Raw genomic sequence first — 19,841 nt, forward strand, 5'->3', positions numbered from 1 at the left:
GCCCCAAAAAAACGGGTAACCCTCCTCCGCCATGCGGGTCGCACCAGGACTGCCCTATCCCCTTGGCGCGAGCTACGACGGGGCCGGCACCAACTTCTCCGTCTTTTCCCGCGTCGCCGAGCGCGTCGAGCTGTGTCTATTCGACGAGCACAACAAAGAAACGCGCTACGTCCTCCCCGAGGTCGACGCCTACTGCTGGCACGGCTACCTCTACGGCGTGGCGCCGGGCCAGCGCTACGGGTTCCGCGTGTACGGACCGCACGACCCGGCGCAGGGGCATCGCTGCAACCCGGCCAAACTCCTGCTCGACCCGTACGCCCGAGCCATCGAGGGGCAGGTCACGTGGAACCGCGCCGTGTTCGGTTACGACACCACGGGCCGGCGCCAGAACCGCGCGGACAGTGCGCGCTTCGTGCCGCGCTCGGTCGTGGTCAACCCGTTCTTCAGTTGGGACAATGACCGCCACCCGCGCACGCCGCTGCACGAGACGGTCATCTACGAGACCCACGTCAAGGGTCTGACCCAGCTCCACCCCGACGTGCCCGAGGAACTGCGCGGCACCTACGCCGGCTTGGCCACTCCCGCCGTGATCCGGTACCTCCAGGACCTCGGCGTGACCGCGGTCGAGCTGTTGCCCGTCCATCAGTTCGTGCCCGAAGGAGCCACCCTCGAGCGCGGCCTCACCAACTACTGGGGCTACAACTCGATCGGCTACTTCGCGCCGCACAACGCGTACTCCGCCAGCGGCCAGCGCGGCCAGCAGGTGCAGGAGTTCAAGTTAATGGTCAAAGCGCTGCACGCCGCCGGCATCGAGGTGATCCTCGACGTCGTCTACAACCACACCGCCGAAGGCAACCACCTCGGGCCGGTGTTGGCGTTCAAGGGCTACGACAACGAGGCGTACTACCGCCTCACGCCCGAGGACGCTCGGTACTACCTCGACTACACCGGCTGCGGCAACAGCCTCAACATGCGCAACCCGCACGTGCTGCAGCTGATCATGGACAGCCTGCGCTACTGGGTGAGCGAGATGCACGTCGACGGGTTCCGCTTCGACCTCGCGTCGACGCTCGCCCGCGAACTCCACGACGTCGACCGCCTGTCCGCGTTCTTCGACCTCATCCAGCAGGACCCGATCGTGAGCCGCGTGAAGCTCATCGCCGAGCCGTGGGACGTCGGCGAGGGTGGCTATCAGGTGGGCAACTTCCCGCCGATGTGGTCCGAGTGGAACGGCAAGTACCGCGACTGGATCCGCGACTACTGGCGCGGTGACGAACAGAAGCTCGGCGAGCTTGGGTACCGGCTCACCGGCAGCTCCGACCTGTACGAATGGGGTGGACGGCGCCCGTCGGCGTCGGTGAACTTCGTAACCGCCCACGACGGGTTCACCCTCGCGGACCTCGTCAGTTACAACGAGAAGCACAACGAGGCGAACGGCGAGGACAACAACGACGGCGACAACACGAACCGTTCGTGGAACCATGGCGTCGAGGGGCCGACCGACGACGACGCCATCAACGCGCTGCGGCGCAAGCAGCAACGCAACTTCCTTGCCACGCTGTTCTTGTCAGCGGGCGTGCCGATGTTGCTCGGCGGCGACGAGTTCGGTCGCACCCAGCAGGGCAACAACAACGGCTACGCCCAGGACAACGAGATCTCGTGGTTCGACTGGAACCTGCTGCGCGACAACGCCGATCTCCACGATTTCGTGCGCCGCCTCATCCGATTCCGGCGCGAGCAGCCCGTCCTGCAGCGCCGACGCTGGTACCAGGGCCGCCAAATCCACGGTGTCGCCGTCACCGACATTGCCTGGTTCCGGCCCGACGGGAACCCGATGTCCGAGGACGACTGGTCGCAGGGTTACGCCCGCGCCGTCGCCGTGTTCCTGAACGGCGAGCACATCACCGAGCCTGACGATCGCGGCGATCCGATACGCGGTGACAGCCTGCTGCTGTTGCTCAACGCCCACGACGGCCCGCTCGACTTCGTGCTGCCCGACGACAGCTTCGGCGACGCGTGGCACACCGTGGTCGACACCGCTGACCCCGGCGTGAATTTCCATACCGGCAGCGAGCACAAGGCGGGTACGACGGTCACCGTGACCGATCGTTCCCTCCGGGTGCTGCTGCATGAACGCAACCGCTGACGAACGCCGCGCGGCGTCCACCTACCGCCTTCAGCTGACGCCGTCGTTCGGTTTCGCCGCCGCGGCGTCGGTCGTGCCGTATCTCGCTGCCCTCGGCATCACCGACGTGTACCTGTCGCCGATCTTCGAGGCGCGGCCCGGTAGCACGCACGGCTACGACGTCGTCGATCCGACGCGCGTACGCGCCGAGCTCGGCGGCGACGACGGCTTCGCCCACCTGCGCGACACCGTGGACGCGGCCGGGCTGCGCTTGCTCGTCGACATCGTGCCCAACCACATGGCCGCCGCCGACGCCAACCGCTGGTGGCGCGATCCGGCCTACGCGTACGTGTTCGACCGCGACCGGGAGACGGGAAGGTACCGGCGTTTCTTCGACTACGACGAGCTCGCGGCGGTGCGCCAGGAAGAGCCCCGCGTCTTCCAGCTGACGCACCGGCGCATCGCCGAGCTGGCCGTCGAAGGGATGCGGGTCGACCACGTCGACGGACTGCGCGACCCGCGCGGGTATCTCGAACGGCTGCGGGCGATGGCCCCCGAGCGGTACGTCGTGGTCGAGAAGATCCTTGAAGGCGACGAGGCGTTGCCCCGTACGTGGCCGGTTGCGGGCACCACGGGATACGAATTCGCGTCGCGGGTGCTCGGCTTGTTCGTCGACCCCGCCGCGCTCCCCGCACTCGACGCTCTCTACGTCGACCTGACCGGCGACCGCCGCACGTGGAGCGACGCCGTGCGCGCCGGCAAGGCGCACGCCCTCGATGCCGGCTTACGCCAGGATGTCGCCCGGGTGGCGCGCGCCTTCGGCGACGCCTCGCTGGCCGACGTGATTCGCGCACTGGCGATCGAGTGGCCGGTGTACCGCACCTACACGCGCCGCGGTGACGTGTCGCCCGCCGACGTCGCCGTGATCGAGGCGACGTGTGCTCGCGTGCGGACGCTGATGCCCGACCGCGTCGACGCCATCGACCGCGTGGAACGAGCGCTGCTGCGCGTCGGCGGCGGTGACGAGGGTGCTGACCGCTTCCAGATGCTGACCGGCCCGGCGATGGCGAAGGGCGTCGAGGATCGCGCCTTCTACGACTACACCCGCTTCGTGGCCCTCAACGAAGTGGGTGGCAACCCGGACGCGTTCGGTGTGTCCGTCGCGGAGTGGCACGCGGCGTGCGCGCGTGCGGCCGAATTGCATCCGGCCGGCATGCTCACGACGGCGACGCACGACACCAAGCGCGGCGAGGACGTGCGCGCCCGGCTGGCGGCGATCACGGCGCGGCCCGGCTGGTGGGCGGACCACGCCGCAAAGTGGATGGTCAGCCACGACGGTATCGACGGGCCGACCGCCTATCTCTTGCTCCAGACCGTCGTCGGCGCGTGGCCGATCAACGAGGAGCGGTTGGCGGCCTACATGCGCAAGGCAGTGCGCGAGGCCGGTACGCACACGTCGTGGGGGGAGCCCGACGACGCCTACGAGCGCGCCGTCGACGCCGCGGCGCGCGCCGCGGCGAGCGACGCGGCGCTGCCTGAACTGGTCGAGTCGCTGGCCCCGGCGGGAAACGTAAACGCGCTGGCGCAGACGTTGCTGCGGCTGACGGCGCCCGGCGTGCCTGATACGTACCAGGGCACCGAGTTCTGGGATCTGTCGCTCGTCGATCCCGACAACCGTCGCCCGGTCGACTTCGACCTGCGGGCCAGGACGCTGGCGAGTCGCGGCGGCGACGGCTGGGCCAAGATGGCGGTGATCGCCGCCGCGCTCGAAGCGCGCCGTGCGTTCCCGCAGGCCTTCGCTGGCGCGTATCGCCCGATCGAAAGCGACGAAGGCGTGGTGGCCTTCGCCCGCGGCGACGACGTCGTGGTTGTCGTGCCGGTGCGCCCCGGTGCCGACGTGGCGCGGGTGGCGCTGCCCGCAGGCGGGTGGACGAACCGACTCGAGGGCTCGCCCGTAGCCCTCTTCACCCGTTGACCCGCCCGCGGGTGTGGGCGCCGGACGCGTCGAGCGTCGTCCTCGACCGCAACGGCGCGCCCGTACCCATGACGCGGGCGGGCGAGTGGTGGGAAGCGCCGTGTGAGCTCGGCGACGGCGACCGGTACACCTTCGCGCTCGATGGTGGCGCGCCGATGCCCGACCCGCGCAGCGCGCGCCAGCCCGACGGCGTACACGATGCCTCGGCCGTGGTGACGCTTGTTCCGCCACCGTCCTTCACGCCGCCGCCGCTGGCGGACTCGATCGTCTACGAACTCCACGTCGGGACCTTCACCGAAGGTGGCACCTTCACGTCCGCGATCGATCGGCTCGACGACCTGGTCGACCTCGGCGTCACGACGGTCGAGGTGATGCCGATCGCCGCCTTTCCGGGCACCCGCGGGTGGGGCTACGACGGCGTCGACCTCTACGCGCCGCACGAGCACTACGGCGGCCCGGCGGGTTTCCGCGCCTTCGTCGACGGCTGCCACCGCCGCGGTCTCGCCGTCATCCTCGACGTCGTCTACAACCACCTCGGACCAGACGGGAACTACCTGCCGGCATTCGGCCCGTACTTCACCGACCGTTACGAGACGCCGTGGGGCCCGGCGCTGAACCTCGACGGTCCCGGCAGCGCCGAAGTCCGCGCCTTCATCGTCGACAACGCGCTCCAGTGGCTGCGCGACTACGCCGTCGACGGCCTGCGGCTCGACGCGGTGCACGCACTGTACGACCAGTCGCCGACCCACGTTCTCGAGGAGCTGGCCGACGCGGCGCACGGCCTCGACACGCCCAAGCTCGTGATCGCCGAGCACGAAACCCTCGAACCGCGCTTGGTCGACGACTATGGCCTCGACGGCCAGTGGTTCGACGCGTTCCACCACGCGTTGCACTCGCTGCTCACCGGCGAGCAGGGCGGCTACTACAAGGGCTTCGGCACGCTCGACCGCTTGGTGGCCGCGCTAGCCGTCGGCGACGTCGACCCGAGTCGCCTCGTGGGCTTCGCCCAGAACCACGACCAGATTGGCAATCGTGCCCGCGGCGAGCGGCTGTGCCACCTTGTCGGGCCAGAGAAGCAACGGATCGCCGCCGCCCTCGTAGTGCTCGGCCCGTTCACGCCGCTGCTGTTCATGGGCGAGGAGTGGGCGGCGTCGACGCCGTTCCAGTACTTCACGGATCACCAGAACCCGGCGCTGGGGCAGGCGGTGCGCGACGGCCGCCGGAGCGAGTTCGCCGCGTTCGGTTGGAAGCCCGAGGACGTCCCGGATCCACAAAATCCCGACACCTTCGCCGCGTCCGCGCTGCGATGGGACGAGCGTGAAACGCCGCCGCACGCCCGCATGCTGGCGTTTCACCGTGACCTCATCGCGCTACGCAAAGCGAACCCGGGGCCGGTCACGGTTACGTCGCCGGCCCCGAACCGCCTCGAGATGCATCGAGGCAGCCTCGAAGTCCGTGTCGATCTGGTGAACAACGCATTGGAGATCGGCGGCAGCGGGTACGGCCATCCCTGATGAAGCGCGGGATCGTCGTCGACAACGTGCGTCCACGCACGCCCACCGGTCTGCCGGCGAAGGGAGTCGTCGGCCGCCGCTTGCGCGTGTCGGCCGACATCTTCCGCGACGGCCACCATGTGCTGGCGGCGCGGGTGGCATGGCGGGTGGCGGGCAGCAAGAAGTGGCAGGTCACGCCCATGGCGGCTGGAGTGAACGACGCCTGGGCCGCCAGCCTCGAGCCGACCGAACTCGGGCTGCACGAGTTCTACGTCGAAGCGTGGACCGACGCCTTTGGGACGTGGCGCCACGACACCGCGGCGAAGTTGCACGCCAACGCGGACGTCGATCTCGAACTGGAAGAGGGGGCTCGCCTGCTCGAGAGCCGGACGCGCCGGCTGCACCGGGTCGACCGCGAGCACGTGCGCTACGCCCTCGAAGCGCTGCGGGACCCGCAGCGCCCGGCGCAGGAACGATTCGACGCGGCGCTCACGCCCGAGCTCGTCGGGGCGCTGTCGGAGCTGTCGGGCAGCGACGCCACCAAGTCGCCGGTCCAGCGCGTGTGGATCGACCGCGAGCGCGCCGCGGTGGGCGCGTGGTACGAGCTGTTTCCGCGTTCCTACGGCGGCTTGCGCGGCGCCACGGCGCGCCTCGACGCCGTGGCCGCCATGGGCTTCGACGTGGTGTACTTACCGCCGGTCCACCCGATCGGCAGCAGCTTTCGCAAGGGTCGCGACAACTCGCTGACGCCCGACGACTCCGATCCCGGGAGCCCGTGGGCCATCGGCAACGCGTCGGGCGGCCACACCGCGATCGAGCCCGCGCTGGGCGACATCGCCGACTTCGACGCCTTCGTAGCCCGCGCCGACGAACTGCACCTCGACGTCGCGCTCGACTACGCCCTGCAGTGCTCGCCGGATCATCCGTGGGTCGCGGAACACCCCGAGTGGTTCCACCAGCGGCCCGATGGGTCGATCCAGTATGCCGAGAACCCGCCGAAGAAGTACCAGGACATCTACCCGATCAACTTCTGGCCCGACGAGGAGTCGGACCGGCGGGCGCTGTGGGACGCATGCAAGGAAGTCGTCGACTTCTGGATCGGCCACGGCGTGCGCATCTTCCGCGTCGACAACCCGCACACGAAACCCCTCACGTTCTGGGAGTGGCTGATCGCCCAGGTGCACGCCGACCACCCCGACATCGTCTTCCTGTCCGAGGCGTTCACGCGGCCGAAGATGATGGCCAAGCTCGCCGAAGTCGGCTTCAGCCAGAGCTATACGTACTTCACGTGGCGGACGTCGAAGCACGAGTTGCGCGACTACGTCGAGGAACTCGCGTACGGCCCGACGGTCGATTACATGCGCCCGAACTTCTGGCCGACGACGCCCGACATCCTCAGTGGGCCGCTGCGCAACGGTCATCCCGGTGTGTTCAAGCAACGCCTGGTGCTGGCGGCGACGCTGAGCCCGTCCTACGGCGTCTACAGCGGGTACGAACTGTGTGAGAACGAACCATTCTCCGACGGCAACGAAGAGTTCCTGCATTCGGAGAAGTACGAGATCAAGCACCGAGACTTCGACCGACCGGACTCGCTGGCGCCGTTCCTGACGCGGCTCAACGAGATCCGCCGACACCACCCAGCGCTGACCGAGCTCGACAACGTCACCTTTCACCACAGCGGCAACGACGAGATGCTCGTGTACTCGAAGGCGACGGCTGACGGCAGTGACGTCGTGCTCGTCGTCGTCAACCTCGACCCCCACAACCCGCAGGAGGACACGCTGGGCCTCGACGTGTGGGCCCTCGGCGTCGGCGACCGCGGGCGTTATGAGGCCCACGACGAGATCACCGACACCACCTTTGTCTGGTACGGCGCCAACCCGTACGTGCGCTTGTCGCCGGCCGAGCCGGCGCACATCCTCCACATTCGCGAGGCGCATCCGTGACCGCGACCGATCACGCCACCCAGCTGTCGCTGGTGATGCCGCCCCGCGATCCCACCTGGTACCAACGCGCCGTCTTCTACGAAGTGCTCACTCGCGGCTTCTACGACGGCAACGCCGACGGCACCGGCGATCTGCGCGGCCTCATCGAGAAGCTCGACTACATCGAGTGGCTCGGCGTGGACTGCCTGTGGCTGTTGCCGTTCTACAAGTCGCCGCTGCGCGACGGCGGCTACGACATCAGCGACTTTTTCTCGGTCCTGCCCGAGTACGGCGACATCGACGACGTGAGCGAGTTGATCGAGCAGGCGCATCGGCGCGGCATCCGCATCATCGCCGACCTCGTCATGAACCACACCAGCGATCAGCACCCGTGGTTTCAGGAGTCGCGGCAAGGCCGAGTCAACCCGAAGGCCGACTGGTACGTGTGGAACGACGAGGACACGCGCTGGTCCGAAGCACGGGTGATCTTCGTCGACACCGAGCCGTCGAACTGGTCGTGGGACGCGCGCCGCGGTCAGTACTACTGGCACCGCTTCTTCAGCCATCAGCCGGACCTGAACTACGACAACCTCGATGTGCAGGCGGCGATGTTCGACGTGTTGCGCTTCTGGCTCGACCGCGGCCTCGACGGCTTCCGCCTCGACGCCGTGCCGTACCTGTTCGAGCGCGACGGCACCAACGGCGAGAACCTGCCCGAGACGCACGAGTACCTGAAACAGGTCCGCAAGGAAGTCGACGCGCTGTACCCCGACCGCGTGTTGCTGGCCGAGGCGAACCAGTGGCCCGCCGACGTCGTCGACTACTTCGGCGACGGCGACGAGTGCCACATGGCGTTCCACTTCCCGGTCATGCCCCGCATCTTCATGGCCGTACGGCGCGAGCAGCGCTATCCGATCACGGAGATCCTGGCGCAGACGCCTGACATTCCTGCGGGCTGCCAGTGGGGCATTTTCCTGCGTAACCACGACGAGTTGACCCTGGAGATGGTCACCGACGAAGAGCGCGACTACATGTACGCCGAGTACGCCAAAGACCCGCGCATGAAGGTGAACATCGGCATTCGCCGCCGCCTGGCGCCGCTCGTGGACAACAACGACAACCTCGCCGAGTTGTTGCACGCGCTGCTCTTCAGCCTCCCCGGCAGTCCCGTCCTGTACTACGGCGACGAACTCGGGATGGGCGACAACATCTACCTCGGCGATCGCGACTCGGTGCGCACGCCGATGCAGTGGTCGCCTGACCGCAACGGCGGCTTCAGCCGCGCCGACTTCGCCCAGCTGTACCTGCCCCCGCTTATGGATTCGGTCTACGGGTACCAGGCGTGCAACGTCGAAGCCCAGATGAAGAACCCGTCGTCGTTGCTGCATTGGATGCGCCGCATGATCGCGGTCCGCAAGCAGCATCCGTTGTTCGGCGTCGGCTCGTTCGACATCGTCCACTGCGACAACCCCTCGGTGCTGGCGTTCATCCGTGAGCACGAGAACGACGTCGTGCTGTGTGTGAACAATCTCTCGTCGCGGGCGCAACCCGTCGAGCTGCCGCTCCAGCGCTTCGACGGCTACGCGCCCGTCGAACTGCTTGGCCGCGTGCCATTCCCGCGCATCGGTGAGTTGCCGTACTTCATCACCCTGCCGCCGCACGGGTTCTTTTGGTTCCAACTGTGTCCGGGCGAAGAACAGTGATCTCCGACGAGCGCGTCCGCGAACTGCTTGACGGTCGCCGGTGGTTCGCCGGCAACGCCGCGACCGCCGAGGTGCTCGCGCGCACGGAGTTGGCCGGCGACCCGCCGCTGACCCAAGTGTTCGTGGCGAGCGACGGCCACCGCTATCAACTCGTGGTCGACCCCGACGGCGTCGAGGTCGACGACAACGTGAACGACGCGTACGCGTTGCTCCACGTCGTCGCGCCCGACGAGCGGGTGTCGTCGGTGCGGCACCTCGCGGCCGAGCAGTCCAACACCTCGTTCGTGTTCGACGAACGTGTGCTGCTCAAGTTGTTCCGCAAGGTGGGCGACGGGCCGAACCCCGACGTCGACGTCCCCCAGGCGCTGCGCCGCGTCGGCTTCGCCCACGTGCCCGACGTGCTGGCGCGTTGGCAGCGCGACGGGCGCGACCTCGCCGTGCTGCAACCGTTCCTCGCCGGCGCCACCGACGGCTGGACGCTGGCGCTTACGTCGCTGCGCCAGTTGTTCGCCGAAGGCGCCGAACCTGAGTCCGCCGGCGGCGACTTCGCCCCCGACGCCCGCCGGCTCGGCGCCATCACCGCTGAGATGCACGTCGCCCTCGCCGACGCGTTCGGTACCGAGCGCGCCAACGCCGAACTCCTGGCGAAATCGGTGGCCGGTGGCGAGACGGCGTCGAAGCTCGCCGTGCTCGAAGACGGTGGCGCGCTGATCCGCGTGCATGGCGATTATCACCTCGGTCAGGTGATGCGCACCGACGAGTCCTGGTTCGTGTGCGACTTCGAAGGCGAGCCCGCGCGCCGCGAGATCGAGCGCATCGCCCCGAACTCGCCGCTCAAAGACGTGGCCGGGATGGTGCGCTCGTTTGATTACGCGGCGTCGATCGCGGCGCGCGAGCAAGACGAAGACGTACGCGGCTTGGCGCGCGCGTGGGAACGGCACAACCGCGTCGAGTTCCTGGAGAGCTACTGGGAAGCGATCCACGGCCACGACCTCGTGCCGCGCAACCACGCCGATGCCGTTGCGTTGATGGAGGCGTTCGAATTGGAAAAGGCCCTGTACGAAGTTGCCTACGAGCGGGCGCACCGCCCGGCGTGGGTCGAGATTCCGGAGGCCGCCGTGGCGCGGCTGCGTGTGGCATGACCGTCACCGTCAGCGACGAACTGGCGCGGGTGACACGCGGTGAACACCGCGATCCCCACCGCGTGCTCGGCCCGCACGCCGAGGGCAACCAGGTAATCGTGCGCGTGCTGCGCCCCGACGCCACTGCCGTCGACATCGTGACGGCCGAGGGTGTCACCGCAGCGCGCCCGGTGCAGCCCGACGGCCTCTACGAAGCGGCCCTGCCCGGCCCGCAGGTGCCCGACTACCAACTGCGGATCACGCGGCGCGACGGCGCGTCGTTCACCGTCGAGGACCCGTACCGCTTCTGGCCCACCATCGGCGAGCTCGACTTGCACCTTTTCGGTGAGGGGCGGCATCACGCGCTGTGGCGGGTGCTCGGCGCCCGGCCTATGCAGCATCAGGGCGTGACGGGGACGGCCTTCGCCGTGTGGGCGCCCAACGCCCGCAGCGTGCGCGTGGTGGGCGACTTCAACAGCTGGGACGACCGCGTCCATCCAATGCGCCAACTCGGCTCGTCGGGCGTGTGGGAGCTGTTCGTTCCTCACGCCGGCAGCGGCGATCACTACAAGTACGTCGTCGTCGACGCCTGGGGCCAGCGCCGCCCGAAGGCCGACCCCATGGCGACGGCCACGGAGTTGCCGCCCGGAACCGCCAGCCGCGTGTACGCCAGCGCCCACGAGTGGCACGACGAGGACTGGATGCAGCAGCGCCGCGGGTGGGACCGCCTGCACGCGCCGATCTCGACCTACGAGGTGCATCTCGGATCGTGGCGGCGCTGCCCTGAAGAGGGCGACCGCCCGCTCAGCTACCGCGAGGCGGCGGACGCGCTCGCCGATCACGCGCTGTCGCTCGGGTTCTCCCACGTCGAACTACTGCCTGTCGCCGAGCACCCCTTCGGTGGGTCGTGGGGCTACCAGGTCACGTCGTACTACGCGCCCACGTCGCGCTTCGGCGAGCCCGACGACTTCCGCGCCTTCGTCGACACGCTGCACCAGCGCGGCCTCGGCGTCATCGTCGACTGGGTGCCGGCGCACTTCCCCCGCGACGACTGGGCGCTGGCCAACTTCGACGGCACCGCGCTGTACGAGCACGCCGACCCGCGCCGGGGCGCGCACCCCGACTGGGGCACGTTGGTGTTCAACTTCGGCCGCCACGAAGTGCGCAACTTCCTCGTGGCCAACGCGCTGTATTGGTGCCAGGAGTTCCACGTCGACGGGCTGCGCGTCGACGCCGTCGCGTCGATGCTGTACCTCGACTACTCGCGTAAGGACGGCGAGTGGCTGCCCAACCGCCACGGTGGTCGGGAGAACCTCGAGGCCATCGACTTCCTGCGCGAGGTCAACGAGCTCGTGCACGGCCAGCACCCCGGTGCCATGGTGATCGCCGAAGAGTCGACGGCGTGGCCGTCGGTGTCACGGCCCACGTATTTGGGCGGGCTCGGCTTCACCTTCAAGTGGAATATGGGCTGGATGCACGACACGCTCACGTACTTCTCGAAGGATCCGATCCATCGGCGCTATCACCACAACCAGCTCACCTTCGGGCTGCTGTACGCCTTCAGCGAGAACTTCGTGCTGCCGCTGAGCCACGACGAAGTCGTGCACGGCAAGGGCTCGCTGCTCAACAAGATGCCGGGCGATCGCTGGCAGCAGCTGGCGAACCTGCGGGCGCTGTACGGCTGGATGTGGGCGCACCCCGGCAAGAAGCTGCTGTTCATGGGCGGCGAGATCGCGCAGGAACGCGAGTGGTCCCACGACCGCAGCATCGACTGGCACCTGCTCAACCTGCCGGAGCACGCGGGCGTACAGGCCCTCGTCGGCACGCTCAACGAGGTCTTCCGGCGCGAACCGGCGCTGCACCAGCGCGACGTCGACGAGGCGGGCTTCCGCTGGATCGACGCCAGCGACGTCGACAACAACGTGCTGTCGTTCATGCGAGTGGGCGGAGACGACGCCCGCCCCGTCGTGTGCATCGCCAATCTGTCGCCGGTGGTGCACCACGACTACCGCGTCGGCTTGCCGCAGGGCGGCGAGTGGGTCGAGGTCGTCAACACCGACGACACCCGCTTCGGCGGCAGCGGCGTACTGAACGGCTCCGTCATTGCCGACGATGCACCGTGGCACGGGCTGGCGTACTCGGCGGGCTTCACGCTGCCGCCGCTCGGCGTCTGCTGGTTCGCGCCGACCACCTGACGGCGGTGATCGTCGAGCCGCGCTACCGGGACTGGAAGGGTGAGTGGCGCGACGTCAACCCCGACACGCTCAAGCTCGTGCGCGACCTGGTCGACGAGCATCCGGCGAACGAAGCGGCCTACGAGATTGCCAACGCGTCGCCGCGCTACGCGCGCCGCTGCGTTGTTCCCGGCGAGCGGCGCCTCGGCCTGGCGGTGCAGGTGTACTCGCTGTGGTCGGAGCGCAGCGCCGGTATCGGCGATCTCGCCGACGTGGCGTCGCTGGCGCGAACCAGCGGCGCCGACTTCCTGCTGCTGAGCCCGCTGCACGCGCCGGCGCCGGGTTTTCCGCAGTCGGCGAGCCCGTACTTTCCGAGCTCGCGCCAGTACCGCAATCCGTTGCACCTGCGCGTCGACGGCTTGCGTCTGCCGAACGATCCGGCGACGCCGATCGACCGCGACGCCGTGTGGCGCGCCAAGCTCGCGGCGCTCGAGGCGGAGTTCGTTGCCTTTGCCGGTGACCCCGCCTTCGAGAGCTACTGCGCCCTCGAGGGCGACGACCTCATGCGCTACGCGACGTTCGTCGACCCGCACAACGTCCGGTTTCAGCAGTGGATCCAGTGGCGCATCGACGAGCAGTTGCGCGCCGCCGCGGCCGCCGGCGCCAGTCTCGTGCACGACATCGCGGTGGGCTTCGATCCCGCGGGTGCCGACGCGTGGATGTGGCGCGGGCAACTGGCGAGCGGCTGGCACATCGGCGCGCCGCCCGACGAGTTCAACACCGCGGGCCAAGACTGGGGCCTGCCGCCGTTCGTGCCCGACAAGCTCGCGGCGGTGAACTACCGCCCGATCGAAGCCGCGCTCGAGGCGGCGGCGGCCCACGGTGCGGGACTGCGCATCGACCACGTGATGGGCCTGTTCCGGCTGTTCTGGATTCCCGAGGGCGCCGGGCCGGCCGACGGCGTGTACGTGCGCTACCCGGCGACCGAACTGCTCGACGTCGTCGCCACGGTGAGCCAGCGCCACGGCGTGTTCGTGGTGGGCGAGGATCTCGGCACGGTCGAGCCCGGGGTGCGCGAAGCGCTGGTGGCGCGCGGCATCCTGTCCTACAAGGTGCTGTCGTTCGAAGACGACGCGCCGCGCGCGTGGCCGCGCCTCTCGCTGGCGTCGGCGGGTACCCATGACCTGCCGACGCTCGCGGCGAAGGGCGAGGACGTCGACGCGGTGCACGCGCGGCTGCGCAATGCCAACTCGGTGCTCGTCGTCTTCACCGCCGAAGACGTGCTGGCGATGACCGACCAGCCGAACCGTCCCGGCACCGACGATCCGTGGAACTGGTCGCGGCGGCTACCCGTCCCCGTCGAGGGGCTCGCCGCTCGCTTTGCCGAGCAGTGACTGTTTCCACGAGCGGAACCGGGTGTGGTGCGAGCCGTCCGGGCCGAACCCGTCGGCCGAACCATCGGGGTACAGGCGCAGCGTCACCTGCCGCGTGAGGTCGGTGGCGAAGTAGCGCGCGTCACCGCCGCTCGCCGGACCCGATCGCCACAGCAGCCAGTCGCCGATGCGCCGCTTGTAGTCGGCCACGGGCGTGCCCGGCAGGTCGTCGCCGAGGTGGAGCAGTTCGGGCGGCGCCTCGATCCACGCCGTCGCCTTGATGTTGCGGTCGCGCACCGGCGTGGCGGGCAACTCGGCGGTCGAGATCGGCGTGTTGTCGTCCGGTCGCTCGTCGTACCGCAGTGCCATCGCTCGACCCTAGGGGCTGTCGGCGACGTAGGAGGCGAAGCCGGGGACGAGTCCACCGAAGGCAATTGCCGCGACGACGCAGGCGATACCACCCGACACGATGGCGAAGGGCACGCTCACGAGTCCGCCCACGACGCCGGCTTCGACGTCGCCGAGCACCGGTCCGCCGGCGTAGACCGCGAACTCGACGCCGCTCACGCGGCCGCGCAACTCGTCGGGTGTGACGGCGGCGGCGATGGTCGAGCGGTAGACACCCGAGATCATGTCGGCGCCGCCGGCGACGAGGAGGGCCAGCAGCACGATCGCGGGCGTCCGGACCAACCCGGCGACGGCGATGGCCGCGCCCCAGCCACACACCGACAGCACGACGGCGCGGCCGTAGCGCCGAATGCGCGCCGTCCATCCACTCGTGAGCGACGCCACGAAGGCACCGGCGGCGACCGACGACAGCAACAGGCCATACAGCAGCGGACCGCCCCCGAGGCGCTCGCTCAGCGCCGGGAACAGCGCCCGCGGCATGCCGAAGATCATCGCCAGCAGGTCGATGCCGAAGATGCTCATGACCAGCGAGTGGCCGCGCAGGAAGCGGAGCCCTTCGACGATCGACGTACGGCTCGCGCCGACGACGGCCACGGGCGGCGACGGCGCGATGCGCGTGTACACGAACAGCGCCACGACGTAGGTGACGACGTCGACGGCGTACGCCGACTTGAGGCCGAACGCGCCGATGAGCAACCCACCGACGGCGGGTCCCGCCATCATCCCGAACGAGCCGTACGTCGCCTGGAGGGTGAACGCCGCCGGCCGCTGGTCGGGCTCGAGCAGCAGTGGCAACAGCGACCGCATGACGGGGAACAGGAGTGCCCCGATCGACGTGCTGGCGACGCCGAGCACGTAGATCGCCCAGATCTGGGGGTGGGACAGCGCGGCGTTGAGCGCCAGTAACCCGGACGTCGCCATCGCCGAGACGCCGAGGACAAGCAGCAGCGTGCGCTTGTCGATGGCGTCGGCGAGCGCACCGCCGAGCAGACCGCACACCAGCATCGGTCCGAGCTGCGCCAACCCGAGCAGTCCCACGTCGACCGACGAATTGGTGGCGTGGAACACCTGGTAGGGCAGCGCCGCCATCGTGATCATGCCGCCGAGATACGAGATGGCTTGGCCGATGAACAGGAGCCGGAAGTCGCGCGACACGCGCAGCGGTCCGGTGTCGATGAGTAGGCCCGGCATCGGACCGCCGAACCTACGCCCCGAGGGAGCGCAGCGCTCGATCAATTCCGGCCACGTAGCCGCCGCCGAATTTGACGGCGTGGATGGCCAGCGGCGCCAGCTGATGCAGCGCCACGCGCGCCTTCCACCCCTCTGCGAGCGGGAGCGCGTCGTTGTAGGCGTCGAAGGCGGCGTCGGCGAAACCGCCGAAGAGGCGCATCATCGCGAGGTCGAACTCGCGGTGACCGCCGAAGCACGCCGGGTCGATCAGCCACGACCTGCCGGCGGTGTCGACCAAGCGGTTGCCGGCCCACAGGTCACCGTGCAGGCGCGCCGGTGGTTCCGCGGGCCCGGCGAGTTCGGGCATGCGCATCGCGACGGCGTCGAGACGGGTCGCCAGCGCAGCGTCGAGGTGGGTGGTGGCGCGCACGATGCGCGCGATTGGCGCGAGCCGTTGCGTGGCGTAGAACTCGGCCCAGGACCCGCACGGTTCGTTTGGCAGCGCGCGGCTACCCGTGGTGCGCCGGTCCTCACGTCCGAAGCACGTTGCCCCGGCGCGATGGAGCGCCGCGAGTTGGTGCCCGAACGCGTAGTCGTCCGGACGCCGGGTGCGCTCCTCGATCCACTCGAGCACGAGCATCGGCGGCGAGGCGTCGGTGCCGCCGTCGTCGACGGCGAGCACGGCGGGGACGGGCAGCGCGTCGGCCTCGCGTAACCAGCGCAGACCGGCGGCCTCGGTCGTGAAGAAACCCGGCGGTGGGGCCCGGTGCGTCTTGGCGAACACAACGGTGCCGTCGGCCAACGTCACGCGGTAGCTGTCGGCGACGTCGCCGCCGCGCAGCGAGACCATCTCGACCACCTCGGCGTCGAGCGCGGCGCCGATGGCGTCAGCGAGCACGCCGTAGTTCTAGATCACCGAAGGCTCAACGTTTGCTCCACAACTGCCACGGTGTTCAAGTCGAGCATGAACTTGGTCGATGGAGCACCGATGGCGTTGACATTCGCCGAGGGTGCTGACCGTCTCGCCGCTGATCGCCTGATCATCGCGGTGCGGGCGCTCGCGTCGGCGCGTCGCATGGACGACATCGTCGAGGTTGTGCGCCATGCCGCGCGCGAACTGGTGGACGCCGACGGCGCCACGTTCGTGTTGCGCGACGAAGGCTGCTGCTTTTACGTCGACGAGGACGCGATCGCGCCGCTGTGGCGCGGTCAACGATTCCCGCTCGAAGCCTGCATCAGCGGCTGGTCGATGCTGCACGCGCAGCAGGTCGTCATCCCCGACATCTACCTCGACGATCGCATCCCGCATGACGCGTACCGGCCGACCTTCGTCCGCAGCCTGGTGATGACTCCGGTCCGTGCCGAAGAGTCGGTGGCCGCCATCGGTACGTACTGGGCCGACAACCACGTCGCTACGGAGAGCGAACTCGACGTACTCCAGGCGCTCGCTGATTCGACGGCGGTCGCCATCGAAAGCGTGCGGGTGCTCACCTCGCTCGAGCAGCGCGTGCAGGAGCGCACGGCGGAGTTGGCCGCGGCGAATCGCGATCTCAAGGCGTTCGCGCACCTCGCGGCGCACGATCTGCGCAACCCGCTGCTCACCGCTGGCGCCTACGTCGAGCTGGCGCTACGCACCGACGGCGACAACCTGACCGAAGAGGGCATCGAAGCGCTCGAAGAGGCGCAAGCCGCGCATCAGCGCATGACGGAACTCGTGAGCGCCATCCTCGAATACAGCACGGTCGCCCAAGCCGACATGCATCGCGAGCGAGTGGATCTCGACACGGTCGTCGCCCGTGCCTGCGCCGACCTCGACGCCCTGATCAAGCAGCGCCACGCGGTGGTGACGGTGCGGTCCCCGCTACCCAGCACGTTCGGCAACGAACCGCTGCTCGAGCGCGCTGTGCAGAACGTCATCGCCAACGCGATCAACTACGGCGACCCGGTCGCCCCCCACGTGATCGTCGAAGGTGCATGCCACGACGACGGCTGGGTGACCCTGGCGATTTCGGATAACGGTGCGGGCGTCTCCGCGGCCGAACGCGACACCATCTTCGCCATGTTCACGCGGGGCAAGTCCGGGCGGGATGGAGCCGACGGGTTCGGCCTCGGCTTGGCGCTGGTCGACCGCGTGATGGAGAAGCACCGCGGTGCTGTCACCGTTGGAGAGGGCCCCGAAGGCGGGGCGCAGTTCACGCTCAGCTTGCCGCCTCCGCCCGCGTAGCTCCGGCGCTGACCCGGCAGACGCGCGAAAGTCGCGGCGTGCCCGTTCCAGTGCCGCCCGACGACGCAGCGGTCCACGGCCTGCCGACGACCGAGGAGGCGCAAGCCCTTGCCGACGGCGTCGCGTCCGCCGCGGCTCCGCCCAGCGGGCTCACGCACCTCCAGCGCGTCCTGATCGAGGCGTTGTTCAAGGAGATGACGAGCCGCGTCGTCGACGTGAGCACACCGCGGCCGACCACACCCGCGGAGTTCGCGCGGCTGCTCGCGCACCGAAACCTCGCCACCCGCGAACGCATGGTGCAGGTGATCCTGCTGACGGCGCTCGTGTTGCGCCCGTTGCCGAAGGACGTCGCCGACCGGATCGACGCCTTCGCCGCGGAGCTGTGCGTGGACGACGGCATGGCGCGTGTCGCCCACGACTTCGGCAAGCACGCGTACGCGCTCGCTGCCAAGGACTTCGACCGCAACGGCTACGTCGAAACGTGGCATCCCGACGCGGCCGCCGAGTTGCATACCGCCGCCGCGCTGGAGTCGCCGTGGGCCGAAGACGTCGACGACCCCGGTTTGGCCGCCCGCTGGGCGGCGCTCGAACAGCTGCCGGGTGGCACGCTCGGCCGCGGTGTGTGGGAGATGTACCAGGCCCGCGGCTTCCAGTTCCCGGGCCGGCCGGGGTCCGCGCCGCCGCTGCTGGCCCAGCACGACTGGGTGCATGTGCTCGCCGACTACGGCACGACCGTCGAGTCCGAACTCGAAGTGTTCGGCTTCATCGCCCGCGCCAATGACGACATGCACGCCTTCTCGCTACTCGCGATGGTCGTCTCACTGTTCGAGACCGGAGCGCTCAAGCACGGCGCCGGCTTGTTCGACGCCGATCGCGGGCACCTGTCGCGCAACGAGTCGGTCGCCATCCGACTCGCCGACGCCATGCGTCGCGGCGCCGAGTGCCACGACACCGTCACGGGATCGCACAGCGTCGACTTCCTGCGCATCGACTGGTTCGACGTCGCCGCGCTGACCCTCGACGAGGCGCGCACCCGCTTCGCCATTCCGGCCAAGTCGGGCGACGCGTGTGCCGCCGGATCAGTCGGGCCGTGGGATGTGGGCGGCATCAGCCCGTATCAGCTCAGCGCCGGTCAGAAGTTGGCGGCTGAGAACGGCCGCTCCTACGACTCCTACGGCGCCGCGGTGGCGACCGCGCCTTAGCCGCCGGACAGCTCCAGGCTCAGGCCGTGAAGTTCCGCGGGTGGAGGATCTGAGCACTGACGACCAGCGTGGCCCCGATCAGCAGCAGGGAGGCGCCGAGGAGGAAGGTCCACCAGCGGGGGCCACCGGTACGAGCCAGATTCGACCCGAGCACTGCGATCGTCGTGGACGTCGTGGGTGCGATCGTCGTCGACGTCGCGGGTGCGATGGAACTGGTCGTGGCCGGCACCGCCGTGGTCGACGTCGGTGCGACGGACGTGGTCGTCGCGGGCACCGTGGTCGTGGTCGGCGCGACTGACGTGGTCGTCGTGCCCGGCGCCGCCGTCGTCGTGGTCGACGGATGCATCGTGGTCGACGTGGTCGTGGTCGGCGCGGCGGTGGTTGTCGAACTCGGCGTCGAGGTCGACGTCGTCGATGTGGAAGTCGTTGTAGTCGTGGGAGGTTCCGGCGGGTGGCAGGCGCCGCGCACCTGGAGCGTGCGGCGGCCGGCGATCACGTGCAGCGTCCAGTAGAGCGGTGACGTCTTGGAGTAGCCGGCCTTCACGAGGTCGACCGTGTAGAGCGTGCCGCTCTGGCTGTAGCTCACGTGATGGCCGTGGACGCCGGCGCACACGTTGGCGCCGACGGCGAACGGACCGCTCGCCTGCATGCAGATCTGCACCTCCGTGACCTTGTCGTTGGCCTGGATGTCGAAGCTCATCGGGGTGGCGGAACGGAGGTAGGTGACGATGCCGTGGACGGCGGGGTTCTTACCGGCGGGCTCGTCGAGCACGCACACGCCGCCGCTGGACGTGCCCACGCAGTCCCCCTGGAACACGTGCGGGACTGCGGAAGCCCCGGCTTTGGGCACGATGAGCGCCAGGATGACGAGGATCAGACCGAGGGCGACCAAGGCGACGCCGCTGCGGTGCAAGGCGGTGTGGCGGGGATGCGATTCCATGCACCCGA

At 69.1% G+C, this 19,841-nt stretch carries 14 protein-coding genes; 10 read left to right on the forward strand and 4 right to left on the reverse strand.

The features are described 5' to 3' along the window. Positions 1-31: 31 nt before the first annotated feature. The 8 genes from glgX to VHC63_14495 are packed head-to-tail and all read left to right on the forward strand — an operon-like array spanning position 32 to position 13,910. Positions 32-2,146 (forward strand): glycogen debranching protein GlgX, encoded by a 2,115-nt coding sequence (gene glgX / locus VHC63_14460; protein HVV37808.1) that lies wholly within the window; start codon positions 32-34, stop codon positions 2,144-2,146. Beyond that, on the forward strand, positions 2,130-4,100 hold the full coding sequence (gene treY, locus VHC63_14465; GenBank protein ID HVV37809.1) for a malto-oligosyltrehalose synthase: 1,971 nt from the start codon (positions 2,130-2,132) through the stop codon (positions 4,098-4,100). The genes glgX and treY overlap by 17 nt, the downstream gene beginning before the upstream one ends. Then, the gene (locus VHC63_14470) at positions 4,097-5,614 is read left to right on the forward strand and encodes an alpha-amylase family glycosyl hydrolase (GenBank protein HVV37810.1); all 1,518 of its coding nucleotides are present in this window, start codon (positions 4,097-4,099) and stop codon (positions 5,612-5,614) included. The genes treY and VHC63_14470 overlap by 4 nt, the downstream gene beginning before the upstream one ends. Then, entirely contained in the window at positions 5,614-7,539 is a 1,926-nt protein-coding gene (locus VHC63_14475) for an alpha-1,4-glucan--maltose-1-phosphate maltosyltransferase (protein HVV37811.1), read from the forward strand. Before VHC63_14470 ends, VHC63_14475 begins: the two co-directional genes overlap by 1 nt. Beyond that, complete coding sequence (treS, locus tag VHC63_14480; GenBank protein HVV37812.1) at positions 7,536-9,221, forward strand: maltose alpha-D-glucosyltransferase; 1,686 nt, start codon at positions 7,536-7,538, stop codon at positions 9,219-9,221. The genes VHC63_14475 and treS overlap by 4 nt, the downstream gene beginning before the upstream one ends. Then, a complete protein-coding gene (locus VHC63_14485; GenBank protein HVV37813.1) occupies positions 9,218-10,363 on the forward strand; it encodes a hypothetical protein in 1,146 nt (381 codons plus the stop codon). The genes treS and VHC63_14485 overlap by 4 nt, the downstream gene beginning before the upstream one ends. Further along, a complete protein-coding gene (glgB, locus tag VHC63_14490) occupies positions 10,360-12,537 on the forward strand; it encodes a 1,4-alpha-glucan branching protein GlgB (protein HVV37814.1) in 2,178 nt (725 codons plus the stop codon). Before VHC63_14485 ends, glgB begins: the two co-directional genes overlap by 4 nt. Beyond that, complete coding sequence (locus tag VHC63_14495; protein ID HVV37815.1) at positions 12,462-13,910, forward strand: 4-alpha-glucanotransferase; 1,449 nt, start codon at positions 12,462-12,464, stop codon at positions 13,908-13,910. Before glgB ends, VHC63_14495 begins: the two co-directional genes overlap by 76 nt. Here VHC63_14495 and VHC63_14500 read toward each other — a convergent pair. The 3 genes from VHC63_14500 to VHC63_14510 are packed head-to-tail and all read right to left on the reverse strand — an operon-like array spanning position 13,863 to position 16,365. Beyond that, positions 13,863-14,258, reverse strand: coding sequence for a hypothetical protein (locus VHC63_14500; GenBank protein HVV37816.1), 396 nt, complete (start codon positions 14,256-14,258; stop codon positions 13,863-13,865). The two genes, VHC63_14495 and VHC63_14500, sit on opposite strands and share 48 nt — an antisense overlap. Before the next feature lie 9 nt (positions 14,259-14,267). Then, entirely contained in the window at positions 14,268-15,488 is a 1,221-nt protein-coding gene (locus VHC63_14505) for an MFS transporter (GenBank protein ID HVV37817.1), read from the reverse strand. Between the two features lie 13 nt (positions 15,489-15,501). Next, complete coding sequence (locus VHC63_14510) at positions 15,502-16,365, reverse strand: fructosamine kinase family protein (protein ID HVV37818.1); 864 nt, start codon at positions 16,363-16,365, stop codon at positions 15,502-15,504. 90 nt (positions 16,366-16,455) lie between these two features. Between VHC63_14510 and VHC63_14515 the strand changes: the two genes are divergently transcribed. Both VHC63_14515 and VHC63_14520 read left to right on the forward strand, forming a co-directional pair. Beyond that, a complete protein-coding gene (locus VHC63_14515) occupies positions 16,456-17,691 on the forward strand; it encodes a GAF domain-containing sensor histidine kinase (protein ID HVV37819.1) in 1,236 nt (411 codons plus the stop codon). Positions 17,692-17,729: 38 nt separating this feature from the next. After that, positions 17,730-18,893 (forward strand): hypothetical protein, encoded by a 1,164-nt coding sequence (locus tag VHC63_14520; GenBank protein ID HVV37820.1) that lies wholly within the window; start codon positions 17,730-17,732, stop codon positions 18,891-18,893. Positions 18,894-18,912: 19 nt separating this feature from the next. On the opposite strand, the gene VHC63_14525 is transcribed toward VHC63_14520, so the two are convergent. Beyond that, positions 18,913-19,833, reverse strand: a complete 921-nt coding sequence (locus VHC63_14525; GenBank protein ID HVV37821.1) for a hypothetical protein — start codon at positions 19,831-19,833, stop codon at positions 18,913-18,915. Between the last annotated feature and the right edge of the window lie 8 nt (positions 19,834-19,841).

The organism is Acidimicrobiales bacterium (assembly GCA_035546775.1).
Lineage (GTDB): Bacteria > Actinomycetota > Acidimicrobiia > Acidimicrobiales > JACCXE01 > JACCXE01.

Coding starts and splice junctions, on each gene's coding strand:
- VHC63_14505 (HVV37817.1), bottom strand. CDS start 15,488: ATGCCGGGCCTACTCATCGACACCGGACCGCTGCGCGTGTCGCGCGAC.
- treY (HVV37809.1), top strand. CDS start 2,130: ATGAACGCAACCGCTGACGAACGCCGCGCGGCGTCCACCTACCGCCTT.
- VHC63_14475 (HVV37811.1), top strand. CDS start 5,614: ATGAAGCGCGGGATCGTCGTCGACAACGTGCGTCCACGCACGCCCACC.
- VHC63_14525 (HVV37821.1), bottom strand. CDS start 19,833: ATGGAATCGCATCCCCGCCACACCGCCTTGCACCGCAGCGGCGTCGCC.
- VHC63_14500 (HVV37816.1), bottom strand. CDS start 14,258: ATGGCACTGCGGTACGACGAGCGACCGGACGACAACACGCCGATCTCG.
- glgB (HVV37814.1), top strand. CDS start 10,360: ATGACCGTCACCGTCAGCGACGAACTGGCGCGGGTGACACGCGGTGAA.
- glgX (HVV37808.1), top strand. CDS start 32: ATGCGGGTCGCACCAGGACTGCCCTATCCCCTTGGCGCGAGCTACGAC.
- VHC63_14515 (HVV37819.1), top strand. CDS start 16,456: ATGGCGTTGACATTCGCCGAGGGTGCTGACCGTCTCGCCGCTGATCGC.